The sequence below is a fragment of the Bradyrhizobium sp. AZCC 2176 genome (genome assembly GCF_036924645.1).
Taxonomy (GTDB): Bacteria; Pseudomonadota; Alphaproteobacteria; order Rhizobiales; family Xanthobacteraceae; genus Bradyrhizobium.
On the sequence record NZ_JAZHRX010000001.1, the window covers coordinates 6595004 to 6615676 of the forward strand.

12 protein-coding genes are annotated in these 20673 nt (G+C 62.1%); 3 read left to right on the forward strand and 9 right to left on the reverse strand.

Annotation, left to right across the window (positions count from 1 at the left end; all coding sequences use genetic code 11):
• The first annotated feature begins 419 nt into the window (after positions 1-419).
• Complete coding sequence (locus V1288_RS31300) at positions 420-5267, forward strand: NAD-glutamate dehydrogenase (protein ID WP_334360691.1); 4848 nt, start codon at positions 420-422, stop codon at positions 5265-5267.
• Positions 5268-5935: 668 nt separating this feature from the next.
• On the opposite strand, the gene V1288_RS31305 is transcribed toward V1288_RS31300, so the two are convergent.
• The 9 genes from V1288_RS31305 to V1288_RS31345 all read right to left on the reverse strand — a co-directional run bounded on the left by V1288_RS31305 (position 5936) and on the right by V1288_RS31345 (position 17276).
• A complete protein-coding gene (locus V1288_RS31305; protein WP_334360692.1) occupies positions 5936-8428 on the reverse strand; it encodes an autotransporter outer membrane beta-barrel domain-containing protein in 2493 nt (830 codons plus the stop codon).
• Positions 8429-8652: 224 nt separating this feature from the next.
• Entirely contained in the window at positions 8653-9585 is a 933-nt protein-coding gene (locus tag V1288_RS31310; RefSeq protein ID WP_334360693.1) for a formylglycine-generating enzyme family protein, read from the reverse strand.
• Between the two features lie 107 nt (positions 9586-9692).
• A complete protein-coding gene (locus V1288_RS31315) occupies positions 9693-10676 on the reverse strand; it encodes a SphA family protein (RefSeq protein ID WP_334360694.1) in 984 nt (327 codons plus the stop codon).
• 119 nt (positions 10677-10795) lie between these two features.
• Positions 10796-11314 carry a hypothetical protein gene (locus V1288_RS31320; protein ID WP_334360695.1) on the reverse strand — a complete coding sequence of 173 codons (519 nt, stop codon included), beginning with the start codon at positions 11312-11314 and terminating at the stop codon, positions 10796-10798.
• A gap of 145 nt (positions 11315-11459) precedes the next feature.
• On the reverse strand, positions 11460-12998 hold the full coding sequence (locus V1288_RS31325; RefSeq protein WP_334360696.1) for an arylsulfatase: 1539 nt from the start codon (positions 12996-12998) through the stop codon (positions 11460-11462).
• Positions 12999-13146: 148 nt separating this feature from the next.
• A complete protein-coding gene (locus tag V1288_RS31330; protein ID WP_334360697.1) occupies positions 13147-14286 on the reverse strand; it encodes an HlyD family secretion protein in 1140 nt (379 codons plus the stop codon).
• Positions 14283-14480, reverse strand: coding sequence for a hypothetical protein (locus V1288_RS31335; protein ID WP_334360698.1), 198 nt, complete (start codon positions 14478-14480; stop codon positions 14283-14285). Before V1288_RS31335 ends, V1288_RS31330 begins: the two co-directional genes overlap by 4 nt.
• A 2-nt stretch (positions 14481-14482) precedes the next feature.
• On the reverse strand, positions 14483-14845 hold the full coding sequence (locus V1288_RS31340; RefSeq protein WP_334360699.1) for a DUF3302 domain-containing protein: 363 nt from the start codon (positions 14843-14845) through the stop codon (positions 14483-14485).
• 28 nt (positions 14846-14873) lie between these two features.
• Positions 14874-17276 (reverse strand): arylsulfatase, encoded by a 2403-nt coding sequence (locus V1288_RS31345; RefSeq protein WP_334360700.1) that lies wholly within the window; start codon positions 17274-17276, stop codon positions 14874-14876.
• Between the two features lie 332 nt (positions 17277-17608).
• Between V1288_RS31345 and V1288_RS31350 the strand changes: the two genes are divergently transcribed.
• On the forward strand, positions 17609-18343 hold the full coding sequence (locus tag V1288_RS31350; RefSeq protein ID WP_334360701.1) for a Crp/Fnr family transcriptional regulator: 735 nt from the start codon (positions 17609-17611) through the stop codon (positions 18341-18343).
• A gap of 214 nt (positions 18344-18557) precedes the next feature.
• Positions 18558-20510, forward strand: a complete 1953-nt coding sequence (locus V1288_RS31355) for an adenylate/guanylate cyclase domain-containing protein (RefSeq protein WP_334360702.1) — start codon at positions 18558-18560, stop codon at positions 20508-20510.
• The last annotated feature ends 163 nt before the right edge of the window (positions 20511-20673 follow it).

Genomic DNA, 20673 nt, shown 5'->3' on the forward strand with positions numbered 1-20673 from the left:
CCTTCGAGAATGAAGCGCCGAATCTTCAGTGCGCTTTGGACCCAAAAGAAGACATGGTCCTGGTTACGCTCGGCTGGGAGATTCGTCCGAGTTCGCCGTTTTATTCTGAATGGCGGCATGGCGCGCCATTCCGAAAAAATCTACGAACTCATACTCAATTGAAATTGCTTATGATTTTGTCGGACGCAGCCGACGGCTCGGCGGTTCTCGAAGCCGTTTTGGTCCCGCCGCCACCGTGGGCATTTCCGCGCGCGCCCCCGAGACTCTGCGCGCCTTGGCCGCTCCAGGGTGATAGTATTGTCGAAGCTGTGAGACCGGAGATTTGGTAGGCAATCGAATCGCGGTCAAAGAACGGCGCTCAAACAGGTGCACTCCAGAATCAGGCCGACGATCGCGACTGCGGTCGGACCGCGTGAGAAATGGAGGACGTTATGGAAGCGTGGCGAGACGACAAGGCCCGGGCAACGCTGATCCGCGAGGCAGCCGGAAGCGCGCAACTGGGCAAAACCCCCCGGACGTTTGCCGAGCTGCTGTTCGGCCACACCAATAGCGAGGATCTCGCCAACTACGACGCCACCTCGCTGGCCTTCCTGGCGGAGCAGGCCTGGGAACATGTGCAGCGGCGCACGCCGGGCAGAGCCGATATCCGCGTCATCAATCCCATGATGCCGGACGGCCGCGAGATTTCCGTGCTCGAAATTCTCAACGACAACATGCCCTTCCTGTTCGATTCCACCCTGGCGGAGCTCGCCGAGCTGGGCATCGAAGTCGCCCTGGTCGCTCACCCGATCATCGCCGTGGAGCGCGACGAGCAAAGCAAGCTCATGCGGTTCCACGGCGATACACTGCCGGAGGGAGCAAGGGGCGTCCGCGAAAGCCTGATACATCTTCACATTACCCGCATGGACGTCGAAGCCGACCGCCAGAAGCTGATCGACGGGCTGACCAGAACGTTGAATGACGTACGTGCCTGCGTCACCGACTGGAAACCCATGCGCGCCCGGATCGAGGAAGCGATCAAGACCTTCTCTTCCAATCCGCCGCCGCTGCCGATAGACGAGGTCGCCGAAGCCAACCAGTTCCTGCAATGGCTGTGCGCGGATAATTTCACCTTTTTGGGCGTGCGCGAGTATCGCTTCTCGCCCGATAGCGTGGACAACATCTCGACCGGTGAAGGCCTCGGCATCTTGCGCGATCCTGACGTGAAGGTCCTGCGCCGCGGCAGCGAAATGGTGGTGATGACGCCGGAAATTCGCGAGTTCATGCGCGAGCCGACGCTGCTCATCGTGATCAAAGCTAATGTCTCCAGCCGCGTTCATCGCCGTATCCAGATGGACTATGTAGGCATCAAGCTCTACACGCCCGATGGCCGGCTCGAGGGCGAATTGCGCCTGGTCGGTCTGTTCACCTCGGGCGCCTACACACGCTCGGCTCGGCAGATCCCCTATGTCCGCCACAAAGTGGAGCAAGTGCTGCAACGCGCCGGCTTCGACCCGAACAGCCATTCGGGCAAGGCCCTCACGCATATTATCGAAGAATATCCGCGTGACGAGCTGTTCCAGGTCGACGTCGACACCCTCTACAAATTCGTCATGGAGATTCTGATCCTCTACGAGCGCCCCCGCGTTCGGACGCTTTCACGGGTGGACAAGTTCGATCGGTTCGTCTCCATCCTCGTCTTCATTCCGCGCGAGAAATACGACACAGACGTGCGCACGCGCGTCGCAAATTTCCTGGCGCAGGCCTACAAGGGGACCCTGGCCGCCTCCTACGTGTCGTTCCCCGAAGGATCGCTTGCGCGGGTCCACTACATCATCGGGCGCTATGAAGGCAAAACGCCCGTCGTTGAGCGCGCGACACTCGAAGCCGGGATCAGCGCGATTGCCGCGACCTGGGCCGACAAGCTGAAAGCCGCGCTTAATGCGTCTACCGATGGCATGCGCGCGCGCTTGCTCGCCAACCGCTATGCCCAGGCCTTCGCCGGCGGCTATACCGAGGTCTTCAGCGCGGAACAGGCGATCGCCGACATCGCCACTATCGAAAAGCTCACGCCAGCGCGTCCCGTGGCGATTTCGGTTCACCGCGACGAGGGCCACGACGATCTCAGGCGTTTCGGCTTGAAGGTCTTCTCGGACTCCACACCGCTGTCGCTATCCTACCGCGTGCCGGTGATCGAGAATCACGGCCTGCGCGTGGTCAACGAACGCACGTATCAGATCGTGCCCGGCGCCAGGCCGGCGCCGGTGTGGCTGCACGATATGACGATCGAGACCAGCGACGGCAAGCCGCTTGCGATCAGCCCGGAATTCAACCGCCGCCTCGAAGCCTCGATGATGGCGGTAATCCGCGATCGCGCCGAATCTGATGGCTATAACGCGCTGATCCTGCGCACGGCGCTGAGCTGGCGGGAAGTTTCGACGATCAGGGCGCTGTCACACTACCTGCACCAGATCCGCGCGCCGTTCAGCCAGGACTATATGTGGGAAACCCTGCGCAAGAACGTTGCGATCACCGCCAACATCGTCGCCCTGTTCCAGGCCCGCCTCGATCCACGCCTCGCCGCCACCGGAGCTGAACGTTCGGCGCGTGAGACCGCCCTGCTTGCGGAGATCGAGGAACAGCTCAAATCTGTCGACGCGCTCGATGAAGATCGCATCCTGCGCCGGTTCACCAATCTGGTGCAGGCGATCATCCGCACCAACCTGTGGCAGGTCGGCGAGGACGGGCATCCACGTCCAGTGATCTCCTTCAAGTTCGACGCACACAAGATCGAAGACCTGCCGGCTCCGCGACCGCTCTACGAGATTTTCGTCTATTCGCCCCGTATCGAGGGTATTCATCTGCGCTTTGGCAAGGTGGCGCGCGGAGGCTTGCGCTGGTCCGACCGGCCGCAGGATTTCCGCACCGAGATCCTTGGCCTGGTCAAGGCTCAGCAGGTCAAGAACGCCGTGATTGTGCCGGTCGGCGCCAAGGGCGGCTTCGTGCCCAAACGCCTGCCGCCGCCCTCCAATCGCGAGGCTTGGCTGGCGGAAGGCACCGAAGACTATCGCATCTTCGTTCGCTCGCTGCTCGAGCTCACCGACAATCTCGACGGCGACACCATCGTGCCGCCGGACTCTACCGTGCGACACGACAGCGACGACCCCTATCTCGTGGTCGCCGCCGACAAGGGTACCGCCACCTTCTCAGACATAGCCAACGCGATCTCGGCCGAGAAAAACCATTGGCTGGGCGATGCCTTCGCCTCCGGCGGCAGCCAGGGCTATGACCACAAGAAGATGGGTATCACGGCGCGCGGAGCCTGGGAGGCGGTCAAGCGTCACTTCCGCGAGCTCGGCACCGACATTCAAACCATGCCGTTCACCGCGGCCGGCGTGGGCGACATGTCCGGCGATGTCTTCGGCAACGGCATGCTGCTCTCGCCGGCGACGAAGCTGGTCGCAGCTTTCGATCACCGCGACATCTTCATCGATCCTTCGCCCGATCCGGCGATCAGTCACGCTGAGCGCAAGCGCCTATTCGATCTGCCGCGATCGAGTTGGCAGGACTACAACAAGTCGCTTATCTCGTCAGGCGGCGGCGTGTTCTCGCGCTCGCTCAAGGCAATTCCGCTCGCACCCGAACTGCGCACCCTGCTCGACCTCGACAAGCCGCAAGCGACGCCCTTCGAAGTGATGACGGCGATCCTGAAAGCGCGCGTGGATCTTCTGTGGTTTGGCGGCATCGGCACCTATATCCGCGCGTCGGCGGAAAGCGACGATCAGGCCGGCGACCGCGCCAACGATCCGATTCGCATCACCGGCGCCGATGTCCGTGCCCGGGTGATCGGCGAAGGCGCCAATCTAGGCGTCACCCAGCGCGGCCGCATTGAGGCGGCGCAGAAGGGCGTAAAGCTCAACTCCGACGCTATCGACAATTCGGCCGGCGTGAACACGTCCGACGTCGAGGTCAACATCAAGATCGCGCTGGCGCGCCCGGAGCGTGAGGGCCTAATCGGTCCGGCCGACCGCAACAGCCTGCTCGCCGCGATGACCGACGAGGTCGGCGCGCTGGTACTGCGCAACAACTATCTGCAGACGCTGGCGCTCTCGCTTGCCGAACGGAAAGGTCTGGCCGAGATCGGCTTTCTCACCCGCCTGATGCAATCGCTCGAGCAGCGCGGCCTGCTTAGCCGCGCTGTCGAATTCTTGCCCGACGATGCGGCGATCGCCGAACGCTCGAGGCGGGGCCAGCTCTTGACGCGGCCCGAACTTGCCGTGTTGCTCGCTTACGCCAAGCTGACGCTCTACGATGACCTGCTCGCCACCGGCGTGCCCGACGATCCTTATCTCGCCCGCGAACTGTCCCAGTATTTTCCGCGCGAGATTACGGACAAATTCCCGACAGCGGTGCAGTTGCATCGGCTCCGGCGGGAGGTCATTGCGACCAATCTCGCCAACGCCGTGATCAACCGCGGCGGCCCGGCCTGTGTCGTACGCCTGATCGACGAGACCGACGCCGATATTCCGACCATCGTCATGGCCTATGTGGCGGTCGATGAATCCTACGGGCTCAAGCGGCTGAGTGCCGCGATCGACGCACTTGACACCCGCATCGACGGGCAATTGCAACTTGGCCTCTACGCGGCGCTTCAGGATCTCCTGCTCTCCCGCATGGTCTGGTATGTGCGCAATGTTGACTTCAATGCCGGTCTGGATGCTGTGATCGCGCGCTTCGCCCCCGGAATCCGTCAGATCGCCGCTGGGCTCGACCAGGCCCTGCCGGGGGACTTGCAGGCTGGCCGCACCAAGCGGCGGCAGAGCCTGATCGATGCTGGCGTACCGGCAGAGCTTGCTGCCGAGCTTGCTGATCTCGATGCATTGATGTCGGCACCGGACATCGTGATCGTCGCCGAGCGCACCAACCGCGCCATCGGTGACGCCGCCACGACCTTCTTCGCCGCCGAGGCCGATTTCAGCCTCGATCGCATCATCGCCGCCGCGCGCAGTGTGCCGGCAACCGATAATTTCGAACGTCTCGCCATCGATCGCGCCGTCGACCAGATCGCGGCCGCAGAAAGAGGGCTGGTCGCCAACATGCTGGCAAACGGCGAGTCCGGACGGGTGGCCGCCGGCAACTGGCTGGCGGCTCATCCGGAGGCGATCCGCATCCGCCGCTCGGTCGAGGAGATCGCGGCCAGCGGCCTGACGCTCGCCAAGCTGACGGTGGCGGCCAATTTGCTGGGGGACTTGGCTAACGGACACGCACGGCAGAGAGCGCCCCAATGATCCGCGCTACCTGCCACACCGCGGATAATGTCCTGTGTCTCGAGTTCGATGCCACGCCATGGTTCAGCGAGGCTAATGCTCCGAGCATTATCGATCTGGCCCAGAAGGGGTGGACCAGCGCGGCAATTGCGGAAGCTCTCGAACGCCGACCGGGATACGCACACTTGCATGACCTCGTTGAGTATGCGGCGAAGCGACTGCAAGCAGAATCTCTGGAGGACCCGACCTGGAGTACTTTCGAATGTATCGTTGACGGCTCAGAGGCTGTGGCCTGGCTTGAGAAGAATCGGCCGGATGTCGTAGCAGGAATCCCGAGCTGGAGCCCGCCGTGAAGAAGCCCGCTTTCGCCGGAGCGCCGAGAATCTGACAGGGCAGGCCGCGTCTCCTGCCAAGGCGGAAAGCAACGGCAAGCGATACTTGGCGATCGTTACCGTACCATGTCGTCCATAACGAATGGCGCGCCATTCAGAATAAAATACGAACTTTTATGTCATTGAAATTTGCTACGAATTCTTATGGAAATCAACCGTCTCGGACAGCGTCCAATACATAGTGTCCGGACTTCCGCGCGCGGAATCATGTAGAAGCCATTCGACAGATCAAACAGCCAACTAAACTCCTGACAACACTCGACGAGGCCACAGGTCGATCGAGAGGCCGGTGCCGCATCAGAACCGCACCGTCACACGTCCCCTGACGGCATGATCCTGGACCGTATCGGCTAGCTGGCCGACATAGGAGAGGCCGACCGTGGTGTTGCGGGCGATGGCGGCATCGAACCCGGCGTCGATCAGCGCCGCGTCGCGAGCGAGCGGCACGCCGGCGACGGTGAAGCCGGCGCCGGTGGCGAGGAACGCGAGAGCGGTCTGCGGCGTCACGTCGCCGAGCGCGTGCTGCCAGGCCAGCGTCAGATGCGGCATCACGGTGCTGCCGGCGATCGCCATTGTCGTCGCGGTGCGCATGCCAAGGCTGGTGTAGCCGACCTGATAATGCGTGCTGCGGGCGGTGAGCGCCGCGGCGCCGCCGAGCTCGTTGAATCCGCCGGTCTCGACCCGGACGTAGGCGAGACCCGCAAAAGGCTCGACCGCAAATTGCCGGAAGCTCATGCCGTAGCCGACCTCGCCGAACGCCTGCACGGTGTTGCCGTGATAGCTGTTCTGAAGCATGTCGAAAAAGCCGGGGAACGCGGCGGTGCGGTTGACGCCGATCTCGTGCCAGGCCGCGGCCGCGCCGGAGCGCAGGTTGAACGCCCCAAACGCATGGCCGAGATAGCCGGCAAGGTGCGCGCTGTCGATATTCGCCGCGCTTGCGCGCGCATCGACATTGACACGCGAAGAGGTATAGCCGGCCGCAAGCCCGGCGCGCGTGCCGTCCAACCAGCGCCGGTCGGCACCGGCGATGAAGGCGCCAAGCGAGCGCTTGGTCTCGGCGGCGTTTCCGTCGGAGTTGAACTGGCCCCACGCACCAACGCCCTGTGCCCAGAATGTCCAGTCCGGGGTGGCCGCGCGAGCGGGTGGCGGCGCCTTGGCCGGTAAATCCGCCGCATGGGCGTTCAGCCATTGCGGCGCATAGGCAGGCGCCGTTACGACCGCCTGGTCGACACTCGCCAGCAGCGGCCCACCCAGAGCGAGCGAGCCCATCGCGCTGCCGTCGCCGAGATAGGCCGCCTGCCGCAGCCGTCCAAGCACCGCAGAGCGCATCACGCCGCTGTCGTTTGCCAGCGTAGTCAGAGTGCTGGCGTGGACCTCGCCGGACAGCGCATCGAGCGCTGCCGGAAACTGACCCGGCGTCAAGCCGCCGAAGCCCGGGAATACGCCGTTGCCGGCGTTGAACGCGGCGTCGAGCGCAGATGCAACAGCCCGCTCGTTGGGCGTCAGGCCCGTCACCGAACCGAGGTTCGAAACCAGCGTCAGCAAAGCTTCGTTCGGTGCGTAGGCGAGGCTGGCGGTCAGGAATGCCGGCAGGTTGGTGGTGGTGAGCGCGTCGAAAGTTCCGACACGTGTCCCGGACGAGAGAATGGTGTAGGTGGTGGCATTGTACGAACCTGGCTGGAACACCGCGTTGACGGTGCCGCCGAGCGTCGCGGTGCCGGTGACGGTGGCGCTCGAGGCGGTCGCGGGATTGACTTGCACAAGGTAGACCGCACCCGATTGGAACGCGAGGTCGCCGGCGACCGTCGTCGACGTGCCGGGTGTGCCCGACCCGGGCGCGAAAATGCCGCCGCTGTTGATCTGGGTGTTGCCGGCGGTGCCGGTGCCGGAAAGCATCGCGCCCGCATTCACACTCGTCAGGCTCGACGCCGCGATCGAGCCGTTCACCACCAGCGTGCCGGCATCCACGGTGGTCGCTCCCGTATAGGCATTGGCGCCCGCAAGCGTCAGTGTGCCGGTGCCGACCTTGACGAGCGAAGCGCCCACTCCACCGAACGAGCCACCGTCCTGGATCACCCCGCTGACGGTAGTCGACAGATTGTTGCTGCCCGCCGTGAACTGCTTGGAGCCGAGGAAGTAGGTCCCCGCGCCCTCGATCGAGCCCGCGGTGGTGCCGGCCAAGCCAAGGTCTGAAATATCGAAGGAGCCGCCGGCCTGGGTAATGAAGCGCGCATTGCCGCCGCTGCTATTGCCGGTAAGCTGGGTCGTTCCGCCATTGGCGGTGATGATGGTGGCGCTGCCGGTCGTGCTGTTGCCGGTGAAATCCAGGACCAAGTTGTTGACGATGGTGGCGCTGCCGGCTGTGCTGGAACCGGCGAAAGTCACGAGGAAGTTGTTGGTGATCGCCGCGCTGCCGCCGTTGATAACGATGCCGGCGCCGTTGAAATTAAGGATCTGATTGTTGGTGAAAGTGTAGGCCGCGGCGCCGGGGTTGAATGTCCAACCGCCGACCGTGGTGGCGGCCGAAAACGACAGCCCCGTGGTGCTCGACGTGCCGAACAAGGCGGTGCCGGTCGGCACCGTGGCTGGATTCCAGTTGGCGCCGGTGTTGAAGTCGCCCGAACCGGGATTGGCGAGCCAGGTCGCATCCTGCGCGGCGGCCGGCAGCGTTGCCGCGGCTAGTGCAGTGCTGGCAACGAGCCGGGCCAGCAGCTTTTGTGTGAGCGTGTGCGCGCTTTTCCGATGATGGCAGGTGACCACTGTCAGTGCGTGTGCGCGCAGAATACCCATCTGCCACCTCCCATTTCAGATGATGGCGACGTTCTATGTTTGTCAGATTCTCCCTGTTGTTGAGTTCCGTCAATTCCCGAAACCACAGCATGAACATTTTGCGGGTGTACTGATGCAGTCATGCAACCAAATGGAACTTTCGTTTCATTGTAGATCACGCGCTTAGGTTGATCGGGTCGCGCATAGTGGCACCTCGATCAGCACAGCGACAACGGAGACGACGATTAAGCTCTCGGCTGAGGTTCCGGTTTCCGCACCACGCATCTAAAGCCGACATGGCTGGTCGAGGTGTCGACCGCTTCGGCATGGCGCGCGGCGGGGCGATAGCGCTGGCAGTAATTTGGCGCACAGAGATGGGAGCCGCCCTTCAGGACTTTTCGTGGAATTTTGATCTGAGGCTGGCAAGGATCGTAGCTCTGCTCCTCACGCCCACCGCGCGGATTTTCGGGAATGCAGCAGGCCTTCGGCGCATCGGCCTCGTGCTTTGCTGAGAACCAGTCCGAGGTCCATTCCCAGACATTGCCGATCATGTCGTAGATGCCGTAGCCGTTCGGCGGAAACGCCTTGACCGGCGAGGTTCGCGCGAAGCCGTCGCGGTTCAGGTTCTCGCGCGGAAAATCGCCTTGCCAGGTATTTGCGCGATGCTCGCCATCAGGCGTGAACTCGTCGCCCCAGGCATATTCGGCGCCGTCGAGCCCTCCCCGCGCCGCGAATTCCCACTCCGCTTCGGTCGGCAGGTCCTTGCCGGCCCAGCGTGCATAGGCGAGCGCGTCGGAGTAGGCGACATGCACCACCGGGTGGTGGTCAAGATTGTTGATGTTGCTCTTTGGACCATAAGGACGCCGCCAGTTCGCGCCTCTCAGGAATTGCCACCATTGGCTCCAGTCGTTCAGTTTCACCGGATGCGATGGCGGCATGAACACCAGCGAGCCCGCATACAGCATGTGCGGCAACGCACCGGGATAATCCTCGGCCCTGGGCGGGATTTCCGCGAGGGTCACGTGGCCCGTCGCCTTCACGAAGTCCTTGAACTGCCGGTTGGTGACGGGCGTCGCGTCGATCCAGAAGCTATCGACCGTCACGCGGTGCACCGGCCTCTCTTCCGGATAATGCTGGTCCGAACCCATGCGGAACGTGCCGCCGGCAATGACGATCATGCCGTCTCTTGAGGTGTCCAACGCGGATTCAAGCTGCCTGGTCATGCCGGTGAAATTGCCTCCGTTGTCCGACGCTTGGGGCGCCCGCCAGTGACACGAGCATCAGCTCATTTTGCGGGCGCGTTCGCCTTTGCGACATACAGCGGGACGGCAAGCGTCAAAAAGCCGCCCGCGCCCTCCAACCGGTTCTCGACATGCACTTCCTTGTAGACCTTGAGCCGCACCGACCAAGGTAGCTGCCCTACGTCAAAATTGAAGCCCATGGTGCCACCAAGCGCGACGACGTTGCCCTTGAACGGCCCGAGCGTCGCGCCTAGCCCGCTGTCGCCGGTGATCTGCTGGTAATAATAGCCAATCAAGCCCATCGAAAATTGCTTGCTGAAATGCTGCTCGGCTGCCCATTCCAGATGGAACTCGTTGCCAGTGCGATATTGTGTGAAATCGTTGGTGCCATTGAAGGTCACGCCCGCTGCCAACGACAGGTCGAGGCCGATCTTGGGATCGAGCCAGGTGAAGGCGCCGTAGACGTCGCTGCCCCAGCGGTGGAATGCGATGTTGGCGAGAGCGCCTTCCCTGTAGTCGCCGATCGGCGTGTTGACCATCACGCCCGTCTGCCAATGGAAATTGCCGTGATGCCAGCCGACCATGGCCGCAAGAACAGGATCGCCAATGGTAAATACCGAGTCATGCAATCCGGTTGCGATCGTATTACCGAGCGGACCGGTCAGCCGCGCGCCGACATCAATCGAAGGCCCCCCAATCGGCTGGGTGACGGAGAACGCGAGATTGCCGCCTAATATCTGCACCGGGGTCGACCACAGCAACGTCGGCATTTCCACCCAGATGCGGGCGTCGACGCCAGCGACAATCTGTCCGTTGAACGGCAGGCTGCGCGAAGCACTGGCGTTGCCGTTGTAGTAATAGGCGTCGTTCTGAAAATAGACGCCGGGAGGCGGAATGAATCCGGCCATCGGTCCGCGCGAACCAAGCAGATAGAAGCCGACGCCGTTCTCGGCGGCGCCGGCCGGAGCAACGCCCGCAGCCACCAGCGACATTGTGAGCGCGATAGCTGTCCATCTGATCTTTGTCATCTGTATGCCTCCCCAATCTGATGCTCGTTGCTATCCCGAGCAAAATGCATTGCCAGAGCGGATATCTTCATCACCCAGCTCCATGGTTACGAAATCGGGCCGGCCGCACCTCGACGGCATCAATAGGGCGGGGTGCAATAATCCCAGTACCCCTGGACTTGCGAGGAATCGACCCAGAACCAGCACATGTTCGGCGCCGGCGCGACCGGGGTCGTTCCCGCAACAGTCGCGGCGACAATGGTGCCGAGCGCGATGCCACCGACCACCGTGCCGAAATAAGGTCGCGGGACCCAGGGCCGCACCGGACGCACCACGACACGGCGGTTGACGTTGACGTTCACGTTGCGGCGCGCCGCACGGTTCACATTGACATTGCGATTGACATTACGGTTCATGTTGACATTGCGGCTGACGTTGCGATTAACATTACGATTGACGTTGACGTTTCGGCCACCGCCCCCAACACGTGCACCTCCAACCCGCGCGCCGCCACCACCGCGCGCCCGGGCAGAGAAATCCGTGGCGTCCGAGATGACCTGCGCCGAGGCCGATACGGCCGTGGCAGGTGACGGCATCGCGTATCCCAGTGCGATGAACGCAGCCGTTATTGCGCCGAATTGTAGGCTGATCCCAGTCATTGTTTTCTCCCTTGCAGATGTTGACCCCGATATTCCGTCGCTTTTCTCACCGCCCATTGCTAGGCACTGAAGAACAGATAATTGGTCCAAACGCCGGCGTTGCCCTGCGTGCCTGCCGGCAAGCGACGCGCCGCGTTCACGTCGACTAGTCGACCGGACCCTGTTCGTTGACGTGGCCGGAGAGAGCGGCCGCGCCGACGCCGGTGCCCTTCTGCCGCGGCGGAAAGTCCCTGAGGCTTGTGACGTACCGGTTCACATGCGGCGCCAGGATCGGCAGGATCCAGCTCTTCTCCTTCATCCAGCCGAAATGACCGGGCGCTTCCGGCGTGCGCTCGAACGGGTCGAGCTTGATATCGATGACGAGCCCGCCCGGCACCTTCTCGGCAGACTTCAGCCATTCGTTCTTGAGCGCGATGTGGACCTTCCACTGATCGACACGCGCCGCGTTTAATTCCGTCTCGCCGTAAAAGAAGAATTCATGACGCTTGGTCGGCCCCTTGCCCGTCAGCATGTCAAGCTGGTTGTAGCCGTCGAGGTGCACCTTGAAAGTCTCGGAACCGATCTTCTTGCCCTTCAGAAGCTCGTCCTTGACATTGTCTGCGCCAGCCGCCGCCATCAGCGTCGGCAGCCAGTCTTCGGACGCCATCAATTCACCTGTCCACTGCCCGGACATGATTTTTCCCGGCCAGCGCACAAGCATCGGTACCCGGAAGCCGCCGTCCCACGTCGTGCCCTTCTCGCCCCGGAATGCCGCCGTGCCGGCGTTCGGCCAATGCGCGAGATTGACCCCGTTGTCGGAGGTGAACAGGATGATGGTGTTGTCTCGAATTCCGAGACGGTCCACTTCGTCGAGGACTTGCCCGACGAGCCAGTCGAGGTGCAGCAGAGCGTCGGCATAAGCGCTGTGACCGCTCTTTCCTTCCCACTCTTTGCTGACATGAATCTGCTGATGCATCCGCGAAGGATTGAACCACAGGAAGAACGGTGTCTTCGCCGACACGTTGGCCTTCACGAATGCGAGCGATCGATCCAGCACGACGTTGTCGAACGTCTTCTGGCGCTCGGCGCCGAGCGGGCCGTCATCCGTGATGACCTGCCGGCCGACGCGGCCCCAGCGTGGATCGACGGTCGCGTCGTCCTTGTCGCTGGCCTTTGCGTAAATGACATTGCGAGGCCGGCCAGCAAAGTTCGGGTCTGTCGGGAATTCCGTTTGTTCGGGCATTTCCATCATATTGAGGTGATAGAGGAAGCCATAGAACTCATCGAAACCGTGCACCGTCGGCAGGAACTCGTTCCGGTCACCGACGTGGCTTTTGCCGAACTGGGCTGTTGCATAGCCTTCAGTCTTCAGCAGTTGCGCGAGCGTGACGTCTTCTTTCTGCAGGCCAACCGGTGAACCGGGCTGTCCAACCGACGTCAATCCGGTCCGGATCGGGTATTGGCCGGTGATGAATGCCGCCCGACCGGCCGTGCAGCTTGGTTGCGCGTAGTAGTCGCTGACCATCAAGCCTTCTCTGGCGATGCGATCGATATTCTTCGTCGTGACCGAGCCAAGCCCGCGATGGTAGGCCGAGATGTCAAATGGAGGGGCATCGTCGGCCATAATCACGACGATGTTCGGCTTGGCTTGCTGTGCAACTGCGATCGGGCTGAAAGCAAGCGCGACCGAGAAAATGCCGGCCAAGGCAGCTCCCCGCATCCAACAAAGGCTTGACCCGGTTCGCTTGAACTCAGCGATTCGTGTCAGAGATTGGTTGACATCGTCGTCCGTCATCGGTCTCTCCATTTCAGGTCGTTTGATGCACTGCATTCGTAGGCATCGTTCAAGTTCTCTATGCGCTGAAGAACAGATAATTGGTCCAGCTCGTGATGCGCATCACCGCCATGCGAATGATGCCGGCAAGCTGGACGTTGCCGGTGTAAACGGCGGCGTTGCCCTGTGTGCCGGCCGGCAAGCGAAGCTTCTCAGCGTCATCGAGCTTGATGCGGACGGCAAAGCGCGCGGTGCCGGGAGCGTTGGCGCCGGGAAACAAGCCGCTGGCGCTCAACTGCCCTTCGCTGGCGAGATCGATCGTCGTGAGCACTTTTCCGGAAAACACCTGACCCGGATACATGGGGAATACGACTTCCGCGTAATCGCCGGGATTGATGCGCAGATAAGGCCCCTGCATGAACGAGGCGACGACCACTCCGGCATTGTGTTCGTCGCGGTCGCAGACAAAAGGCAGCACCGACGCCGCCGCACTGACGACGGCGCCCGGGACCAATTGAATGTTTGTCGCATAGCCGTCGCACGGCGCCCGGACGATCGATTCCTCGACGTTGTACTTCGCCTGCGCGAGTTGCTGCCGGGCCTGGGCGACCGCGGTATTCTCGCTGCCGATATTGGACTGGTAGGCCAGCCGCGCGCGGTCTTCCGCGGCCTGCGCGCCCGCGACTGCCTGCTTGGCCGACTCAAGGTTACGTTCGGACCGGTCGAGGGTGGCCTGCGCGATGACCTTCTTCTCGAACAGCTCGTTCTGGCGCCCGAAATCGGCCAGCGCGAGGTTGAGTTGAACATTGGCCTTTTCGACCCCGGCGGCGGCCTGGTCGACGGATGATTTCAGTTGCGGCACGCTCTGCTCGGCCGCCGCCAATGCGGCTTCCAGGCGCTTGCCGTCGAACTGAAACTGCTGCGGATCGATGGTGAAGACCACATCGCCCTTTTTCATGGGCGCGTTCGGCTGCGCCACCACCTCCTGAACGCGGCCCGGTGCAGTGATATGCGGCACCACCTGCACGACGCGCTGAAACACCCGCGCGTCTGCCGACGACGGATGGAAGTTGTTCATCGAGACGATGATGTAGAAGGCAAAAATCGGCCCTACCGCCGCCAGGACAAGCGCGAGCGGAAGGTCCAAGCGGATCAGCCGCAGCTTGTCGAACAGAAGCCAGATGATGGCCGCATAGGTAATGAAGATGGCGGCCATCATCGGGCCGTCTCCCGCCCTTTGATGCCGTCAAGCCGCGCTTCAATTGAATCGAGGCGCTGATTGAGCTTGTCCAGCTCGGCGCCGAGGCTGGTTGCTTCACTCCCGCCTGTTGCAGCGGGTTGCGGCTCCTGTTCTGCCTTGAGCTTGCGATAGAGGTAGATGACGTAGGCGGAACTCAGAAGTGCCCACAACATGGCTATGCTCTCGTCCGCTGCGGCAGCTTGCTCTCGATGGCGGCGATCCGCCGTGATGCTTGTTGAAGCTTAGCCGTCAACGACGCCTGGTCTTTGATCGCGCCGGGCTCCGGCCCGACCATCGGCTTGCCGGGAACGAGACACGCCCACACCATCGCAATCGGCCACAGCACGATCGTGATGATTCCCATCCAGCCGCAGATATTGATCGCGTCGGCCTGCGGATGCCCGCGCGATCTTGCGATCGATCCGGGAAGGCTGCCGAGCTTGTAGATCACATAGCCTGCAAGCACCGGAAAGACGCAGAGAACGCCCAGCGTCATCCAATGCAGGAACGGACCGAGGCCTTGTAGTGTAAAGCCCATCTGAGTCCTCCTCCCTGGGCCGCGTGCGCTACTTGCGGGCACCCCCGACGGTGGTCTCGGACTTCAGCTCGACTGTCACGCGGCTGATCTTGCCGGTAAAGGCGAAGGGCGCCTCCGCGCGGTAGGTCTCCGACACCGGCGCACCGAGGTCCATGCCGATGTCGAGGGTTTCGGTGGCCGAAAAGCGGAACGGGACGACGTGTTCGATGCGTCCCTCGCCGGCGGGCTGCCCGTTGACGAAGAGCTTGCCGACGCCGCCGCTGGTGGGCTCCGTCCCCTGGCCCTGCTCGTAGTCGAAGGCGACCTGGAGCTTGCCGGCCGGGAGCGGCCTGTCGGAGGTGACCCTGTAGCGGCCCTTGCCGAAGAAGTTGTACTCATAGACGAGCCGCCGGCCCTTGACGTATAGCGTGTAGCCTGCCGCGCTTCCTCCAGTCGCGATGATCACGCCCTCGGAACTCTCCTGCGGCAACTCGATCTCGGCTGTAATGCGGTGTGAGCGCCGATAGATCGCCGGCGCGCTGCCTTCAGGTATTCGCGTCGTGCCCGCGGCGTAGGTGAAGATGGTTCGGCCGCGGGTTACGGACGGACGGTTCGGATCGGCTGCGCGCTCGGCGAAGCGATCGTCGAGCGGATACACGTTGTACTTCCGCGCCTCCGCGTCGAAGGCCGCCTGCAGCTCCTTCAGCTTTTGCGGATTCGCCTCCGCGAGATCGTTCGCCTGAGAGAAGTCCTTGGTCAGATCGTAAAGCTCCCATCTGTCCTTGTCGAAGGGAGCTGTGCCCGTCACAGTCCAGGGCACGCCATGTCGCGCGCATGCCACCCATCCGTCGTGATAGATGGCCCGGTGGCCGCCATTCTCAAAGTACTGCGTGGTTCGGCTCGAAGATGCATTCGGCTGGTCGAAGGTGTAAACCATGCTGACGCCTGCGATCGGCACCTGCTTCACGCCGTTGATCAGTTCGGGGAACTTGACGCCGACGGCCTCGTAGATCGTCGGGGCGATGTCGATGCAGTGGTGGAATTGCGTGCGCAGGCCGCCTTTGTCGGCGATGCGCTTGGGCCAGGAAATGATCGTGCCATTGCGCGTCCCGCCAAGGTGGGAGGGCACACGCTTCATCCAGGCGAAGGGCGCGTCGCCCGCCCAGGCCCAGCCGACGGCGAAGTGGTTCTCGTGCTTGGGACCGCCGAGCTCGTCGATCTCGCGAAGTTGTGAAGCCACGTCATCGGGCACACCGTTCTGGGTCATGATGTTGTTGGTGGTGCCCGTGAGGCTTCCCTCGGCACTCGCGCCGTTGTCGCCGACAATGTAGACGACGAGCGTGTTGTCGGCGTCGGGCAGTGAACGGACGGTGTCGAGCAGCCGGCCGACATGATGATCGGCGTGCGCGAGGAAGCCCGCGAACACCTCCATCTGGCGCGCATAGAGACGCTTGGCATCCGGCGACAGACTGTCCCAGCTTTCGATCTCAGCCGGGCGCGGGGTCAATTTGGTGTCCGCTGGCACGACTCCGAGCTTCTTCTGCCGTGCCAGTGTCTCCTCCCGCATCCTGTCCCAGCCGATATCGAATTGGCCCTTGAAACGATCAATCCAGTCCGTGGGCACGTGGTGCGGCGCGTGCGCCGCGCCGGGCGCGAAGTACAGGAAGTAGGCCTTGTCCGGTGCGATCGACTTGACGCGCGTGACCCATGCGATGGCATCGTCGGTGATGTCCTCGGTGAAGTGATAGCCCTGCTCGGGCTTACGCGGCGGCTCGACCGGGATGGTGTTGCGGAAGAGCTGCGGCTCCCACTGGCTGGTCTCGCCGCCCTGGAAACCGTAGAAGTATTCGAAGCCCTGGCCGGTCGGCCAGCGATCGAAGGGACCGATCGGGCTCGTCTCCCAGTCCGGCGTATTGTGCCACTTGCCCAAGGCGGCGGTCGCATACCCGTTCTGGCGCAGCACTTCGGCGACGGAGGCGACGTCCTTGCCCCAGACACTGTTGTACCCCGGAAAGCCGGTCGACAGCTCGGCGATCGTGCCGTTGCCGGACTGGTGGTGGTTGCGACCTGTGAGCAGTGCAGCGCGGGTCGGCGAGCAGATCGATGTGGTGTGGAATTGGTTGTAGCGGAGGCCCTGGCCGGCAAGCTTGTCGATGTTCGGCGTCGGGATCGGGCCGCCAAACGTGCCGGCCTGTCCGAACCCGACGTCGTCGAGCATGATCACTACGACATTGGGTGCGCCCTGCGGCGCGCGCACCGGCTGCGGGAAATCCTCGCGCGCATCGCGGTAGTCGGGAGCGATGACGCCGCCGAATGGCCGTTCCGGAAGCGGAAGCTGATCGCTGGCCGCCGTCTGCTGCGCTTGCGCGGTCTGCTTTCCGCCCAAGGCTGCGGCTGCAAGGCCGGCGACGCCGCCCATGAGCACATCGCGTCTTGATTGACCCTTCTTCATAGCTGCATCTCCCTTGAACCAGTGAGCGCTATTCATTTTTTTCTGTTTGGAGGATCGCGATCGAAGGGCCGCAGAAAGGAATGCTGAAGCCTTCGGCACATATCCGACAATGACTGCCGCAGGCGCCACCAGCGCGGCTCAACGACGCATCAAGCGCGTTTAAGGCCATGGCAAATCACGCGGAAATCCGGCCAAGCGTTGCGGAACCCTCCATCACGCGCGCCCCATTGCTCGCTCTAGCCTTGAAGTCTAGGCCATCAGCAACTTCAGGATTGCGTCAAATGTACCAATCGGCGAGATTTGATCGCGCTGGCGGGACATCGGAGCTTTTTATGAAAAAGAGCGAGGCGTTCGAGATAGTGTCCAGCCTTGGCTGGCTTTCCAAGCAGCCGATAGCCTTTCGCACGCGTCTGGCCAGCGACGCGCGTGTGCGGAGCTTCGAACCCGCACAGGTCTTGTTCGAGGCAGGCGATCCGGCCCACTCGCTAATTGGCCTAGCCTCCGGAACGTTGGAAGTCTCACTCGATCATCCCCAGTTTCATTTGCAGCTCGTCCACATCGCAAGGCCCGGCACGTGGTTGGGCCAGGCAACGGCCTATGGAAGCCAGCGGACACGGTCCGTATCGGTCCGGGCGAAGACAAAATCTTCCGCGATTGTGATATCCCGGCAGAAAATTGAGGCGATGATCGAGGAAGACCCGCTCTGCCTGAGATATTTCGCGCTTCTCAGCGAACTTCATTTGCACGAATGCTTGAGGGCTATCGCCGAATTGTCGCAACGCGATTCCTTCTGCAAGGTGTGCGCGCGACTTATTTCCCTCGGCGTATCCTATGTGCGGGGCAGCAATGCCCGAATAATCGAAATTCCTGTCAGTCACGACGAATTTGCCAGCCTCTGCGGCATATCGCGGAAGACCCTGGAGCGGGTGCTGGGTGAGCTCAAGCAGAATAGCGTTATCGATGTCCACTATCGCTCGATCACGATACTTGACCTGAAAAAGTTGAGCGCGATTGCTGCAGGCGACAATTGGCCGAGATCGGAAGGCTCACGGGCCGCGGCGAGCTGAGAGCTGAACGGTACCAATTGAGTAAAATGTCGCAATTGCAATCGGATGATTTGTCCGCCGCCATTCCATTCGGTTCTGGTGCAATGTAGAGTTGCCCTCGAAGTTCGGAATTCGATGTGCACCCGACAGTCGCCGTGACTCGCGGAATAGGCTTCGGTCAAGCGCCCCTTTTCGCGATCATTGCGCAAATGTTCGCAATTTTGCGCGGCCAAACATGACATTCCGCCTCACCCTTACCGCTTGGGTCATGCTGATGATCGGCGCCTTGGCCGCGCTCCTGATCCTTGTCCAGGATCGCACTCTCAAGCTTGCAACCGAAGAGGCCGCGACATCGACCATGGATGCCGTCAGCGCGCGGACGGTAACGTTGCTGCGGGAACAGATCGCAAATCTCTCGCGCGCGACACGCACGCTGTCGATCAGCCCATCGTTGACCGATCCATCCGAACTCGACGCGGGCAGTCCGGCCACCAGCCTCGTGAAGGGCGCCTTGATCCAGTGGCCGGCGCTTGACAGCATCTACGTCGGTTATGACGACGGCCGCTGGCTGCAGGTGCAACGTGTGGAAGGACTGAAGGGCGAGCAGCGGGAACGCCTCGATGTGCCGCTAAATGCTTCATTCGCCATTGCGCTGATTCATCCGACGAGCGACGGCGAACTGCCAACGACGCGCATTTTCCAGGACGAGGACGGCAAACAGCTCGAACGGCGGGAAATCCTCCGCCGCGGCTACGACCCCCGCGAGCGCGTCTGGTATCAATCCGCGCTGCAGGCCGGCCAGCTCGTGGTCTCGGCCCCCTATTTGTCATTCAGTCTCGGCGTGCCCATGATCACCTTCAGCGCGCCGTTGCAAGGCAAGGTCGGCGGCGTCGTCGGCGCCGACCTGAAGCTGGACGCCTATAGCACATCCGCGGATGTCCTTAAATTCGGACAGAACGGCTACGTCGTCGTATTCGATTCCAAAGGCACGGTTATCGCACACCGGGACTACGCCGCGATGTTCGCGCGCTCGAGCGCAGACCCGGCAAGCCCCAGGCTCCCCAGTACATTTGAGCTTGCAGGCAGCATTGAAGGAAAGGTGATCGGCGATTGGGACAAGTCGAACCGCACCCGAGGAACGCTTCGTTGGACCGATGACAACAGCTACTTCTACCGGCTCGAAAGCATTCAGTTGGGGCCGACCCTCACCGCCAACGTCCTGCTGATCGCCGCCGAGAAGGAATTCGCCGGCAGCATCCGCGACCTGACTTTCCGGTCCCGGATATTTGCTCTGGCATCCTTTCTCTTGTTCATTCCTCTCGCCTGGATCTTCGGCACCAGAATGTCGAAGAAAATCAACGCGATCACGGAGCAGGCGGCACGCCTCCAATTGATGGGACAACCGTCACCGGGCCCGATTGGCTCTTTCATTCGCGAACTGCATACGCTGGGAGGAACGATCCACAAGGCGCAGCGCGCGATCTGGTCATTCTCGCGGCTGGCGCCGCGGGAAATCGTTCGCGGCGTCCTCGATAACTCGATCTCCACGGAGCTGGGAGGCACGCGGCAGGAAATCACGGTGCTCTTCACCGACGTTCGGGGCTTCACCAGCCTGTCGGAAACTGCCAATCCGGACGTGCTGATGCAGCAGACATCGCGATATTTCACCGCGCTGACGGACGTCATCATGGCGCAGCGCGGCACCGTCGATAAATTCATCGGCGACGGCATCATGGCGTTCTGGAACGCGCCGAACCCGCAGGAAGATCATTGCGAGCGCGCCTGCCGCGCCGCGCTTCTGGCGAAGGAAGCCAATGAAATGATTAACCAGCAATTCGAGGCCGAAGGCTTGCCGCCGTTCCATACGCGTTACGGCATACATGCGGGCGAAGCGGTGGTGGGCAATCTCGGGTCGGCCGAACGCATGAACTATACGGTGCTCGGCAATATCGTGAATCTGGCGGCTCGGCTCGAAGGGCTCAACAAGCAGTACGGCACTGATATCCTCATCAGCGAGGACATATTCGCGCGAGTTGGAGACCGCTTTCGTTGCCGATACGTCGACAGTGTCGTCGCCAAGGGGATGGTGGCGCAAACACGCGTCTACGAGCTGTTGAAGGAAATCCAACCGGGAGTGACCGATCATGACAGCAACACACAGCCATCCACTGATATCCTCGATCGTTGACCAAGCCGCCGAGCGGCAGGTCGTCGGCACCTGAAAAACGCCGCCCGTAGCTCGGCTGGATAGCGCTAGACTACCAATCTAGGGGGCAGGTGCTCGAATCTCTTCGAGCGCGCCACTTCAATCAAGCAAGCCATATTCCTGCCGCTCGCGAGTAACGCGCCAG